The 13,114-nt window shown below is 61.9% G+C and carries 12 protein-coding genes; 8 read left to right on the top strand and 4 right to left on the bottom strand.

Annotation, left to right across the window (positions count from 1 at the left end; all coding sequences use genetic code 11):
• Position 1: 1 nt before the first annotated feature.
• From JQ611_RS01995 to ugpB, 3 genes are all read right to left on the bottom strand, one after another.
• A complete protein-coding gene (locus JQ611_RS01995; RefSeq protein WP_212464366.1) occupies positions 2-1,621 on the bottom strand; it encodes an ABC transporter substrate-binding protein in 1,620 nt (539 codons plus the stop codon).
• A 237-nt stretch (positions 1,622-1,858) separates the two neighbouring features.
• A complete protein-coding gene (locus tag JQ611_RS01990) occupies positions 1,859-2,812 on the bottom strand; it encodes a phosphotransferase (RefSeq protein WP_212464365.1) in 954 nt (317 codons plus the stop codon).
• A gap of 106 nt (positions 2,813-2,918) precedes the next feature.
• Entirely contained in the window at positions 2,919-4,229 is a 1,311-nt protein-coding gene (gene ugpB / locus JQ611_RS01985; protein ID WP_409363332.1) for a sn-glycerol-3-phosphate ABC transporter substrate-binding protein UgpB, read from the bottom strand.
• A 229-nt stretch (positions 4,230-4,458) separates the two neighbouring features.
• Here ugpB and JQ611_RS01980 point away from each other — a divergent pair, with 229 nt between their 5' ends.
• The 5 genes from JQ611_RS01980 to JQ611_RS01960 all read left to right on the top strand — a co-directional run bounded on the left by JQ611_RS01980 (position 4,459) and on the right by JQ611_RS01960 (position 10,973).
• Positions 4,459-5,454, top strand: coding sequence for a TRAP transporter substrate-binding protein (locus JQ611_RS01980; protein WP_212464364.1), 996 nt, complete (start codon positions 4,459-4,461; stop codon positions 5,452-5,454).
• Positions 5,455-5,485: 31 nt separating this feature from the next.
• Complete coding sequence (locus tag JQ611_RS01975; RefSeq protein ID WP_212464363.1) at positions 5,486-7,552, top strand: ATP-binding protein; 2,067 nt, start codon at positions 5,486-5,488, stop codon at positions 7,550-7,552.
• Positions 7,522-9,267, top strand: coding sequence for a DUF3369 domain-containing protein (locus JQ611_RS01970; RefSeq protein WP_212267415.1), 1,746 nt, complete (start codon positions 7,522-7,524; stop codon positions 9,265-9,267). The genes JQ611_RS01975 and JQ611_RS01970 overlap by 31 nt, the downstream gene beginning before the upstream one ends.
• Positions 9,264-10,001 (top strand): response regulator, encoded by a 738-nt coding sequence (locus JQ611_RS01965; protein ID WP_212001768.1) that lies wholly within the window; start codon positions 9,264-9,266, stop codon positions 9,999-10,001. Before JQ611_RS01970 ends, JQ611_RS01965 begins: the two co-directional genes overlap by 4 nt.
• Before the next feature lie 360 nt (positions 10,002-10,361).
• On the top strand, positions 10,362-10,973 hold the full coding sequence (locus JQ611_RS01960; protein ID WP_192735524.1) for a sigma-70 family RNA polymerase sigma factor: 612 nt from the start codon (positions 10,362-10,364) through the stop codon (positions 10,971-10,973).
• Positions 10,974-10,985: 12 nt separating this feature from the next.
• Here the strand turns inward: JQ611_RS01960 and JQ611_RS01955 are convergent, their stop codons facing one another.
• Positions 10,986-11,150: a hypothetical protein gene (locus tag JQ611_RS01955; RefSeq protein ID WP_212267412.1), complete on the bottom strand. Its 165-nt coding sequence runs from the start codon at positions 11,148-11,150 to the stop codon at positions 10,986-10,988.
• On the opposite strand from JQ611_RS01955, the gene JQ611_RS01950 reads away from it, so the two are divergent.
• The 3 genes from JQ611_RS01950 to JQ611_RS01940 all read left to right on the top strand — a co-directional run bounded on the left by JQ611_RS01950 (position 11,149) and on the right by JQ611_RS01940 (position 13,081).
• A complete protein-coding gene (locus tag JQ611_RS01950; RefSeq protein ID WP_212267410.1) occupies positions 11,149-11,340 on the top strand; it encodes a hypothetical protein in 192 nt (63 codons plus the stop codon). The two genes, JQ611_RS01955 and JQ611_RS01950, sit on opposite strands and share 2 nt — an antisense overlap.
• A gap of 223 nt (positions 11,341-11,563) precedes the next feature.
• On the top strand, positions 11,564-12,043 hold the full coding sequence (locus tag JQ611_RS01945) for a hypothetical protein (protein WP_212267408.1): 480 nt from the start codon (positions 11,564-11,566) through the stop codon (positions 12,041-12,043).
• Positions 12,044-12,097: 54 nt separating this feature from the next.
• Positions 12,098-13,081 carry a hypothetical protein gene (locus JQ611_RS01940; protein ID WP_212464362.1) on the top strand — a complete coding sequence of 328 codons (984 nt, stop codon included), beginning with the start codon at positions 12,098-12,100 and terminating at the stop codon, positions 13,079-13,081.
• Positions 13,082-13,114: the final 33 nt, after the last annotated feature.

The following is a 13,114-nucleotide window of genomic DNA, read 5'->3' as shown; positions in this document are numbered from 1 at the left end:
ATTACGCCTTCACCAGCGCGCGATAGTCGAGCCTTCGGTGGAACCAGTATTGATAGCCGGAGATGTTCTTCTGCATCGCGACGTTGACGAAGGGCTGATACAGCGGAATGCGCGGGATATCCTTGTAGGCGAGATCGACGAAACCTTTCACGTCGCTGTCGTAGGCCGCCTTGTCGCCGGTCGAGGCCGCGTTGCGCGCGCCGTCGATCAGCTTGTCCATCTCCGGCGACTTGTAGCTCATGGTGTTGAAGACGGAATTGTTGCCGTGATAGCACCAGTAGAAGAAGTATTCGGGGTAATCGAGCCAGCCCGAGAACACGTTGGTGTAGAGCGGCATCTCCTTCTTGTTCAACTCGGTACGCCAGTTGGCGCCGGGGATCTTGTTGATCGTGGCCTTGATGCCGATCTGGGCGAGGCTCTCCTGCACCAGCACGCAGAGCGGCTCGTTGACCCCGGCGAAATTGAGATCGAACGAGATCGTGGTCTCGAAACCGCTGGCGTAGCCGGCTTCCGCGAGCAGCGCCTTCGCCTTGGCCATATCGGTGGAATATTTGGTCGGCTGCGGCCACGCCACTTCGGTGGCCTTGTCGGCGGACGCGCCAAACATCGGATTGGCGAGGCCGAACAGCACGACGTCCATGATTTTTTGATAGGGAAGCGCGTAGGCGATCGCCTGGCGCACCTTGGGATTGTCGAACGGCGGCTTGGTGACGTTCATGCCGATATACTGGATGCCGTTGGAGAACGGCAGCGACACCACGTTGAGCTTGCCATTGGCCTTCATCTCCTGGAAATCCTTGAACGGCAATTCATAGGAGATGTCGGCGTCGCCGCGCTCCAGCAGCGCGCGGCGGTTGCCGGCCTGCGGCACCATGCGCCAGATCACGCGCTTGATCTTCGGCAGGGGGCCACCGACCCAGGCGTCGTTGCGCTCCATGATGACTTCGGTGCCGGCGGTCCACTTCGACAGCTTGTACGCGCCTGAGCCGGCGGTCTGCTGTTTTGTATACTCGAGGCCCCAGGGGTCCTTCTCGCTCGCGTTCTTCTTCACGAGTTCGGAATTGACGACGCAGGGTACGATGACCGCGAGGTCGGGGATCGTCAGCCGGTCCTTCTTGGCAAAGTCGACGCGCACGGTGTTGTCGTCGACGACAACGAACTGCTCGGGCTTGGTCAGCGAGCCCGCGCTCATCTGGAAGGTCGGAAAGCCGCCGACCGAGACCGCTCGATCGAGCGACCATTTGACGTCCTTGGCCGCGACCGGCGTGCCGTCGTGGAATTTCGCGTTCTTCTTCAGCTTGAAGGTCACCGACATGTCGTCGATCTTCATGTCGTCGGCGAGTTCGCCCTTGAACTTGTCGCGGTCGTAATACGGCACGCCGCCGGGACCGCTCTTCATCTCGTGGGTGATCAGGCGGTCGTAGCAATTCCACGACACTTCATAGCCGGGCACGTTGGTGCCGACGCCATGGATGTCGAGGTTGTTGGGACCGCCCTCCGAGACGATCAGAAGCGTCTCCGACCGCGCATCGGCCTTGGCGGGGGAGAAAATGGCCGGCGCCGGCACCAGGGCGCCGGCGGCGACCCCGGTGACGGATTTCAGGAAATCGCGACGCTTCATGGTGATGCTCCAACGCCCGAGGGAAACGGCTTTGGAACTGGGAATCGCAAGGTTCGTGCCAAACCTTAATGAAGGGCTAACCTCTCCATAAGAGATTGATATTACATAGTAATATCAATTATCTGACCAAATTGTCTCGACGAAGCGAGCTTCAAATTGCATACAAAGATGCGTAATTGCCCGCTCTTTAAGCAGAAATTTTGTACGCCTCTTTGATGTGCGGTTTCGTCGCACCCGTCAAACCGGCCACACCAGGTCCTGCAATTCGGAAAGGTTGCCGGCCCTGCCCTGCCAGTCCTCGATGCAGATATGCCGGACCGGATCGCTGGCCCGATGCAACAGCATCAGCGCCATCAGCCGCCGTTTCATGGCCGGATTGATATCGGCGGGCGCGTATCCGAACCCTTCGAACAGGCTGCGCATCCGCCGTGGGTTTCCCGCGGCCATGAACGCGCTCGGACCCAGCAGGTCATATTCGCCCCAGCCGGTCATCACGTCGCCGAAATCAAACAGCCCCGACAGGCGCCAGCCGGTGCCTTGCTGGCTCAACAAGAAGTTCTCCGGAATGTATTCGCCGGTCAGGATGACCGGCGGCTTGTCCAGCGGAATAAGCGTCGCGGCATCGCGCAGGATGTCGTCGAAGCCATCGAGAAACTTCTCCGACATCCCGAGGCGCTCGTGCCGCGCGTGGCAGCCCTCGATTTGCCTGGATATGAACCGGTCCCATTGCGGCTCGATGTTTGCGAGTTCTCCGAGCGGGGCGCGCTGCACTTCGGCGATGGCCGCGCCGATCTGCGCAAGCACGCGTTCCTTCTGGTCTTCAGGCAGCCTCGGCCAGACCTCGGAGCCGACGACACCGTGCAGCCGCGTGATGATGAGATAGGGCCACCCGTCGCGCTCGCCTTCGAACAGGATTTCCGGAATCGGGATGCTCAATTGTCCGCGTAACTGCCTCAGCGATGCGCGCTCGGAGACAAACTGGCCGCGAAGGATTGGCGGAAAGAGCTTCAGAATCAGTTCGTCGTCGCCGAGGCCGATGACGAGGTTGGTACCGGTCGCGAAAACATGCGGCGCGGTCGGCCTCAAGCCGTGGCTGTGCGCGATGTCGAGCGCTATCGGCAGCCAGCGCGACGTGTCGGCGCGCCAGGCGTGGAAGGCTTCGTAGTCTGCGAGGGCCGGCAGTGAAGACATGATTGGCAATTCTCGACTTTTTCGACGTCATTCCGGGGCGATGCGCAGCATCGAACCCGGAATCTCGAGATTCCGGGTTCACGCTTCGCGTGCCCCGGAATGACAATTATCGGTCCGGATTCGCCCGCTCGAACTGGCGCAGCAGACGGTTGCCGCGCTCGGCGGCGAGGTCGAGGGCGGCTTGCGCGGTCCGCTTGCCGCTAAAGACCTGCTCCAGTTCCTCGTCGATCGCGTCGCGGATCAGCACGAACGAGCCAAGCCGGATTCCCTTGGAGTGCTCGGTCGGCGGCTTCAAGGTCATCTGCTCGATCGAGATCGCCGCTCCGGGATTGCGATCATAGAACCCCTGCGCACGTGAGAGATCGAAGGCGGCGCGGGTGATCGGCAGATAGCCGGTGTTCTGGTGCCAGCCCGCCTGGACTTCCGGCCTCGACAGAAACGCGAAAAACTTCGCGACCCCGGTATATTCAGCGCGTGGCCGGGCCCGCAGCACCCATAAGGTCGCGCCGCCGATGATGGTGTTCTGCGGCGCGCCAGTCACGTCGGGATAATACGGCATCAGGCCGTAACCGACCTCGAATTTCGAATTGGCCTTGATGTCGGCGCGGGTCGCCGACGAGCCGATGAAGATTCCGCACTCGCCCTTCTGGAAGCGCGGCTCGGCCGACTGGCCGCGGCCGCTATAGTCGTACACTTTCGTGGCCTGCCATTCCGCCAGTTGCGTGATGTGACGCACCACGCTCGGGTTGTTGAAGGTCAGCTCGGCGTCGAGACCGCCAAACCCATTGCCCTTGGTCGCCAGCGGCAGGTTGTGGAATGCCGAAAAATTCTCGACATTGATCCAGGAAGGCCAGGAGGTGGTCAGGCCGCAGACCGCGCCCGCCGCGCGCAACCTCTTCGCCGCAGCCCCAATTTCGGGCCAGGTTTTCGGCGCCACTTCGGGATCTAGACCGGCGGCGCGGAAAAGGTCCTTATTGTAATAGAGAATCGGTGTCGAGGCGTTGAACGGGAACGACAGCATGTTGCCGGCGACGTCGGAATAATAGCCGGCGACGGCCGGCAGATAGGCAGCCGGCGAGAACGGCTCCGACTGGTCGCGCATCAACTCGAACACCGGATAGATCGCGCCCTTTGCCGCCATCATGGTCGCGGTCGCGATCTCGTTGACCTGAACGATGGCGGGCTGGCTGCGTGAACGAAAGGCGAAGATCGCCGCCGTCACCGTTTCGGTGTAATTGCCCTTGTAGGCCGGAACGATCCGGTAGTCGGATTGCGAGGCGTTGAAATCGGTCGCGAGCTTCTCCAGCTGCTTGCCGAGTTCACCCGACATCGCGTGCCACCACATGATCTCGGTGGTCGCCTGCGCCGGAGTTACCAGCACGGTGAGTGCGAGCGCGACGGGCTGAAACAACCTCAAGACCGACTTCACTGATGAATCACTTTGCCAAAACCGCTTGTCAGGACCGCGACCAAATCTGCGCGCTGCGCCCTCATAGATGCCCGCGCCCGCCGTTTCAATCCACCACCGCCGTCGCACCGCACAATTAACGATTGCAGCGGCTCCGGATAGCCAAGTGTGGGCGCCTTCTGCTAAAAAAACATTGAACCTTTTCTTCCCGCCGCAGACTTCTTCACAAGGGGATTTGTTGCCTGTGTATCGCCGCGCCGACCTTTCGCGGATCATAATGCTTGTTCTGGCGTTGTTCCTGACAGCGGCCGCAACGAGCGTTTTTGCGCGCGAATTTCGCGCCGCCGATACCCAGAACGAGAGTTATCCGACCGTGCAGGCGCTGCACTACATGGGCAGCCTGGTTGCGGAACGCACCGGCGGCCGCCACAAGATCAAGGTGTTCCATTCGCGCCAGCTCGGCGAGGAAAAGGAAACCCTGGAGCAGACCCGCGCTGGCGCCATCGATATCAATCGTACCAACGTCGCATTGATCGGGACCATGGTGCCGGCGATGAATGTGCTGGCGATGCCGTTTCTGTTCCGCTCCATCGAGCATTTGCAGAAGGTGCTGGATGGTCCGATCGGCAACGAGATCCTGGACAGCTTCGAACCTTACGGCTTCGTCGGCCTCGCGTTCTACGATTCCGGCGCCCGTTCGATCTACAACCACGTCCGTCCGGTCACCTCGATGGCCGACCTCAAGGGCTTGCGGATTCGGGTGCAGCAATCCGAGCAGATGGTCGAGATGATCCGCTCGCTCGGCGCCGATCCGGTCGCACTGCCCTACGGTCAGGTGCTGACCGGACTCTCGACCAAATTGATCGACGGCGCCGAGAATAACTGGCCGTCCTTTGTCACCACCGATCACTACAAATTCGCCGGCTTCTACACCCTCACCGAACATACGATGAGCCCGGAAGTGCTGGTGATGTCAAAAAAGGCGTGGTCTAGCCTGTCGCCCGAAGACCAGAAGGCCTTTCGCGAAGCCGCACAGCGCTCGAGCCGCTTCATGCGCGAAAAATGGCGCGATCTCGAAGAGCGCTCGCGCAAGCAGGCGGAAGACGCCGGCGTCAAGATCGTCACCGATTTCGACCGCAAGCCGCTCGAGGCGGCGATGGCGGGAATTTACGCCAAGGCGCAGCAAGACCCCGCGATTGCGCAGCTCATTGAACGAATTCGCAAGGTGCAGTGAGTTGGCCGCAACCTCGCAACAAGACGGATCAGTGGAACGGCCGGCGAGCCTCGCCGCACGCGGCCGTATTCGCATCGTCCAGGTGCTGCGCGCGGTCCCGATCCGCTGGCGCATCCTGTCGATCGCGGCCTTGAACTCCGCCGTGGTCGTGGTGCTGGCCGCGCTGATATGGAACGGCGCCAAGGTGCTCGGTTCGGCCTGGGAAGATGTTCGCCACGTCAGGGAATCCGACAAGATCCTGGCGCTGCTTGAAAGCGAAACCAGCCGGCTGCAGAACCTGATCCATCGCTACATCAACCAGCCGAGCCCGGAACTATTCGCGGAGATCCTGCTGCTGCGCGAAGCCGTGCTCGGCACACTGACCAACCGCGCCTCGAACGACCCGATGCTTTCGGGCTCGGTCGAGCAGCTCGAGCAGGTCACCGACCGCTTCCTCAACGGTTTCGGCGAACTGCGCGCGGTGCAGGCGACGATCTCTAAAACCTACGAGCAACAGGTGCTGGGCCCGGCCAGGGACATGGCCGGGCTCTATTCCATCATCGAGGGCGCCACCGGGCACCGCGATGCGCTGATCTGGCCGTCGCTCGGAAAATCCCGCGAGGCGTTTACCGGGATGCTGGTCGCCGCCAACGCCTATTACCTTTCGCTGGCGTCGGCGTCGGCCGAGGACGCCCGCCGCAATACCGAGACGATCGAAAAAACCATCCCGGTGATGTCCGACCTTGCCGACAATGATTTGCAGCGCATGGCGCTGACGCGGCTGCATGCGAAAACCCTGGCGTTGCGCGAGGGACTGGCGAAGCTGACCGAGCAGCTTGCGATCCGGACCGAATTGTTGCGCAACACCATCGACGCCAGCCAGGCCGATGCGATCGGCGTGATCGACAGCCTGTCGGTGAAGATGCGCCAGCGCGAGCAAAAGGCGCAGGAAACCTTCGACCGCACGCTGGCGGGCATTTCGCGCCGGGTGCTGTCGATCGCCGTGATCTTCCTCGGCATCATCCTGTCCGCGGGTGTCCTGATCGCGCTCTCGATCCGGCTGCCGCTGCAGCAGATCATGGCGTCGATGCACGCGATCACCTCGGGCAATTACGATCGCGCCGTGCAGGGCACCACCGCCAAGGACGAGGTCGGCGCGATGGCGCGCGCGGTGGAGGTGTTCCGCGAAAACGCCATCGCCAAACGCAAGACCGAGGACGAGCTGCGCGCGTCGAAGGAAAAGGCCGAGGGCGCGCTGCTCGAACTCAATGCCGCCCAGCAGAACCTGATCGACGCCGAACGGCTGGCGGCGCTGGGCGGCCTGGTCGCCGGCGTCGCCCACGAGGTCAACAACCCGATCGGCATCAGCCTGACGGTGGCATCGAGCTTCGCGCGCCGCGCGGAAATCTTCGAGACCGAGCTGCGCACCGAGCCGCTGCGCCGCTCCAAGCTCGACGAGTTCGTCAAGAGCTCGCGCGACGCCGCCGGGCAACTGGTGGCCAATTTGCACCGTGCCGGCGAACTGATCCAGTCGTTCAAGCAGGTGGCGGTGGACCGCTCCCATGCCGAGCGGCGGCAATTCAGCCTCAGCGAGGCCACCGACCAGATCGTCGCGAGCCTGCGCCCGGTGTTGAAGAAGGCGACGATTACGCTGTCGGTCGACGTGCCGGAGGGTCTGTTGATCGACGGCTATCCCGGCTCCTACGGCCAGATTTTAACCAATCTTTTCCTCAACGCAGCCAATCATGCCTTCGCCGACGGCCGTTCCGGCGCGATCTCGCTTTCGGCACGGGCCCGCGGCAGTGACGATGTCGAAATCATTTTTGCCGATAATGGGGCCGGAATGACGCCGGACGTCCAGCGGCAGGCGTTCGATCCGTTCTTTACCACGCGCCGCAACGAGGGCGGTACCGGACTGGGCTTGCATATCGTCTATAATCTTGTCACTCAACAGCTCGGCGGCCGGATGATGCTGGAGTCAAGGCTAGGACAAGGCACCACTTTCCGCATTATCATGCCTAAGGTCGCCAAGGGAATCGTAACCAGCGGACCCACTATCACAGACGCAGCAGCCGACGGAACCCCTCAATGGCCGAACAGGACGATGTCCTCCACCTGATCGACGATTCCGAAACCGCCCCGGATGATTCGTCTGTACGCAAATGGAAGATCGCCGTCATCGACGACGATCAGGCGGTGCATGAAGGCACCCGGTTTGCGCTGAGCGACTACAACCTCCACGGCGCCACGCTGGAAATCCTCTCCGCCTATTCCGCGGCTGAAGGCCGCGTCCTGATGCGCGACAATCCCGATATCGCCGCCGTGCTGCTCGACGTCATCATGGAAACCGACGTCGCCGGCCTCGACCTCGTCGAGTACATCCGCAACGACATCAAGAACGAGACCGTCCGCATCATCCTGCGCACCGGCCAGCCCGGCCAGGCGCCGGAGCGCCGCGTCATCGTCCAGTACGACATCAACGACTACAAGGCCAAAACCGAGCTCACCGCCGACAAGCTGTTCACCTCGCTGACCGCCGCCTTGCGCAGCTATCAGCAGCTCGAGCGCATGGTGCAGACAAGGCGCGGGCTCGAAATCATCATCGACGCCGCCTCCACCCTGTATGATTTCAAATCCATGCAGCGCCTCGCCGAAGGGGTGTTGACGCAACTGGCTTCGCTGCTCAATGTCGATTGCGCCGGTATACTGGTGCTGCGCGACGACGGCGCCCCCGGCAGCGAATTCTCCGTGCTGGCGGGCTCGGGTTGCTACAGCCGCTTCATCGGCTCGACCAGTTCAAAATCACTCGATCCGGATTTGCGGCAGATGGTGGAAGACGCCTTCACGCGCCGCAAGAACGAGTTCGCCGACCACCGCAGCGTGCTTTACCTGCGCACCGGCTCTGGCCGTGAGGTCGTGGTGCTGCTGCAGGCCGAGCGCCAGCTTTCCGACACCGATCGCGCGCTGGTCGAGATTTTCTCCAGCCGGCTGTCGATCGCGTTCGACAATGTGATCCTCTACCAGCAGCTGCACGCGGCCAATACCCAGCTCGAAGACCGCGTCGCCCAGCGCACCCGCGCGCTGATGCAGGCCAACCGCCGGCTTTCGGCGCAGTGGCTGCGGCTGCAGCGCGCCAACGGCTTCAAGAATGAAATCCTCGGCACCGTCGCCCACGACCTGAAAAACCCGCTCGGCGTCATTCTCGGCCGCACCGAAATGCTGAACGAACTGATCAGCGCCGGCTCGCCGAAGGAAAACGTCACTGCGCAGGTCGACCACATCCGCGACGCCACCAAGCGCCTGACCTCGATGGTCGATCATCTGATTTCGGATGCGATGGCGGACGCCTTCGACATCACCATCCGCCGCGAGCCGGTCGACGTCGGCGCCCTGGTGGCCGAAGTCACCGACGCCAATCTGCCCTCGGCCGTGAACAAGCAGCAGACCATCAACGTCTCCGCGCCGCCGAATTTCGTCACCATGTGTGACGTCGACCGGATCCGCGAGGCGATCGACAATCTGGTCAGCAATGCCATCAAATATTCACCTATCGGCGGCAAGATCACGGTGGGCGTCACCCATGAGGGTGACAACACCGTCGTGCGGATCACGGACGAGGGCGCGGGCCTGTCGCCCGAGGATCTCGGCCGGCTGTTTGGCCGCTTCCAGCGGCTGTCAGCCAAGCCGACCGCGGGCGAAAGCTCGACCGGCCTCGGTCTATCGATCGTCAAACGCATTATCGACATGCATGGCGGCCATGTGACCGCGGATAGTCCCGGCCCCGGACAGGGGTCGACGTTTACGGTTACACTGCCTGCAGCAGAGACATCATGAGCCAGAGCCAGCACATCATCATCGTCGACGACGAGGCGCCGGCCCGCGAAATGGTCGGCGATTACCTCAAGATGCACGGTTTCGCCGTGACGCTATGCGACGGCGGCAAGAGCCTGCGCGGCGTCATCGAAACCAATGTGCCCGACCTCGTCGTGCTCGACCTCAACATGCCCGAGGAAGACGGGCTCTCGATCATCCGCGACCTGAAAAGCCGCATCAACGTCCCCGTCATCATGCTGACGGCGACCGCAAGCCCGATCGACCGCGTCGTCGGCCTTGAGCTTGGGGCTGACGATTACATCGCAAAGCCCTGCGAGCTGCGCGAATTGATGGCGCGCATCCGCTCGGTGCTGCGCCGCAGTGCGCCGGTCAAGGCGGCGACGCCCGAGGCCGCCGGCGCCAAGGCGGAAAAGGAGCAATTGGTGCGGTTCGGCACCAAATGGCTCGATCTCGAGGCCCAGGCGTTGCGCGACGACGAAGGCAACGAGCATCCGCTGACCGCGTCCGAATTCGGCCTGTTGAAGGTGTTCGCCGCCAATCCGAAGCGGGTGCTGTCGCGCGAGCGGCTGCTGGAGCTGGCGAATGCGCGCGACGCCGAAGCGTTCGACCGTGCGGTCGACCTCCGCATCATGCGGATCCGGCGCAAGATCGAGATCGACCCGACCAAGCCCGCCGTGATCCGCACCATCCGCGGCGGCGGCTACCTGTTCTCGCCGACCGGCGAGAAGGGTTAGCCGCGAAAATCAGCGTCGTCCCGGCGAAGGCCGGGACCCATAACCACCTACAGTCGTGATTCTGCACGTTTGGTCGTTGTCCTGTTCCAACAAGATTGGCTGCGGCGTATGGGTCCCGGCCTTCGCCGGGACGACAATTTCTCCCGCACTGCGGAACGATTTTCGATCTGAAATCCTCCAATTTTCCGCACATTGAAATCATTATCATTTTCGCCCGAAATGTTTCGTCGCAGCCGCTGTGACGAAACAATTCTCCCCGGCACGAAACCATTTTCCCCCTTCCGTGCAGACATCCCGAAACGTTCGTTAACTAGAAATCTCCCAACGACACGCCGCCAAGCGGCGAACTGGGAGTTTGTCATGCCGAACGTGATTGCCATCAACGCTGCAGCCCGCAAGCACATTGCCGATGCCCGCGCGACATCGGACGAATCGCTGCTGGAGAGCATTGCCAAAGGCGACCGCACGGCGATGCACGTGCTTTATTCCCGGCATCACGTACGGGTTTACCGCTTCATCCTGCGCATGGTGCGCGATACCACGATGGCGGAAGACCTCGTCAGCCAGGTGTTTCTGGACGTGTGGCGCACCGCCAGCCAATTCGAAGGCCGCTCCCAGGTTTCGACCTGGTTGCTGTCGATCGCCCGCTTCAAGGCGCTGACCGCGCTGCGCCAGCGCAAGCATGAGGATATCGATCAGGACGACGTGCTCGAGATCGCCGACGAAGCCGACACCCCGGAAGCGTCGCTCGACCGCAGCAACACCAGCGCCATCCTGCGCGCCTGTGTCGCCAAGCTGTCGCCGGCGCACCGCGAGATCATCAACCTGGTCTACTACCACGAGAAGTCGGTGGAAGAGGCCGGCGCGATCATCGGTATTCCCCAGAGCACGGTGAAGACCCGGATGTTCTACGCCCGCAAACAATTGGCCGACTTGCTTAAGGTCGCCGGCGTGGACAGCATCGCCGCATAAAACTTAGATATTTCAATCAGTTAGATTGGCATAGGGAGCAGAAACCGGGTCGATTTCGAAGCCAAAGATTAAAGGCGACGAAACAAATGAAACAATCCACGACATCACCCGGAAAAACTCTGCCCCTATACCTATCATCAACAACGCAACACCAACGCCGAACAGGAGAGCGAACATGCTGAAGCCGTCCTTCCGCCTCTTCATTGTCCCGCTCGGCGCGGTCGCCACCCTCGCTTCACTGTCCGCCCAGAACGTCTCGCCCCGCGCCCAGCGCGATACCGGTTCGATGTTCGTGCGCGAACAAGTGGTCGATTGCAGCACCAAGAGCGCCGCTGAGGTCTGTGTGATCCCGGACGCCGTTCGCTAAACAAGTTTCTGACGAGCCGACCAAGCTTTAACCGACCAAGGCTTAACCTCCCAAGAACCTCCAACGACCCGGCCGGGATGCCCCCCGCCCGGGTCGCTCTGTATTTGGCGGGTGCGATCCGCTCCCTCAGCTATCGTTCAGGACTAGTTTGCAACTAATTCGCATTTGCATTATCGTCATGACCTGACTTTAGGGATTTCAAGGATCACAGGGGGAGGCCACCATGTTCGTCTCGTATCGCGCAGCCATCGGCGCGTCTGTTTTGCTCGGCCTCGTCTCGGGCGGGGCGATCGCGGCCGGCGATTTGTCGCGGCAGACGCCGATCGAGGTCACCGTCGCATTGGGCTCGCCGGGCAAGCATGAATTCACGCCGAAGCAACTGAAGTTCGAGACCGGCAAGCTCTACAAACTGATCCTGCGCAACGACAGCAACGACCCGCATTATTTCACCTCGCATGCGTTCTCGGCGATGGTATGGACGCGCAAAGTGCAGGTCACGCAACAGCGCGACGGCAAGGGCGTGACGCTGGCCGAATTCAAGGGCGCGATGCGCGAGATCGAAGTCTATCCGGGCCACTCCGCCGAATGGTGGCTGGTACCGGTCGCCGCCGGCCGCGTCACCGACCTGCGCTGCGACATCAAGGGCGCCGACGGCAAGACCCACGCCGACCTCGGCATGACCGGCGAGATCGTGATCGAGTAATGGTGCGCTTCCTGCTTGACGCGATCGAGCCGGTCGTGATGTTTGCCGCTGACAATGGAAGCTGCGGCAAACCCGGATGAAGTTCGGCTGCGCAAGGGATCCTCGCTCAGGGAAAGGTTTGTCCAGGCGGGCTCCGGCGCTGTAATTCTTCTGATTATTGTCCCGGGCCTGCTTACCTGGGCCTCGGGCGGCCGACCATTCATTCCTGCACTCTGGGTCGTGCCGCTCGGATTGTTCCTGATCGGCGTTGCCGCCCTTGAGCGCAATGTGGCCTGGATCATCACGCAAGATGGCATCCTGATCGGCGAGCAGCGTCCGCTTGGTCAGGTGCACAAGCGAATGATCAGCCATCACGACATCGCAGAGGTTCGCGTCCGCAAGAACAGGTTCAGCTATCCCGCGAGTTTCAGCCTCGTGTGCAGGCTGGCCTCAGGGGGTGTCTTGATCTCGCCACCGCTGCCGGACATCACGCGCGTCAACGAAACCGCCTCAATTGTTACGGGATTGCTCGGTTGTCCCGATGCCGCGCCCATCGACAACCCGCTCGAGGCCGGCAACGCCGAGATCACCCTTGGCTCGCCGGTCAGCTCCGATCTGGGCCGCGTGATTCGAATGGCCGTGCCGGTTGTGGCCGGCCTGTGCGCTCTGCCATTCCTCATCGCATTCTGGATCGGCGAGTGGGAGATGGCGCTCGGATTGCTCTTGCCGCTCGGCTTTCTCGCTGCCTTTGCTCTCTACCGCTACGCGCACCGCCTCGCCGGCGCGTGCTGGTTCATTCGGCAAGGCGAGATCCGTGTCGAGCGGATTGCATTAAGCGGCAAGCCATCCGCCGAGACGATCCATGCAGGTGACGTCGCAGCGATCGAGGTCGACGATCCCGATTCCAAGGACCGGACCTGCACCATCAGCATTCGGCTGCACACCGGCCAGACCTTCTGCAGCCCGACAAAGCACGACGAAAATGCCGCACGTGCCGTGCGCGCAGAAATCATTCGGCGTCTCAATACGCCTCCGGATGCCGGAACATTGTCCGGATAGAGGACCTCTGCTGCAAAAGCCGCGGTACTGTTA

It is taken from the genome of Bradyrhizobium sp. AUGA SZCCT0182 (assembly GCF_018130185.1).
Lineage (GTDB): Bacteria > Pseudomonadota > Alphaproteobacteria > Rhizobiales > Xanthobacteraceae > Bradyrhizobium.
This window is presented reverse-complemented; position numbering and strand designations above follow the sequence as displayed.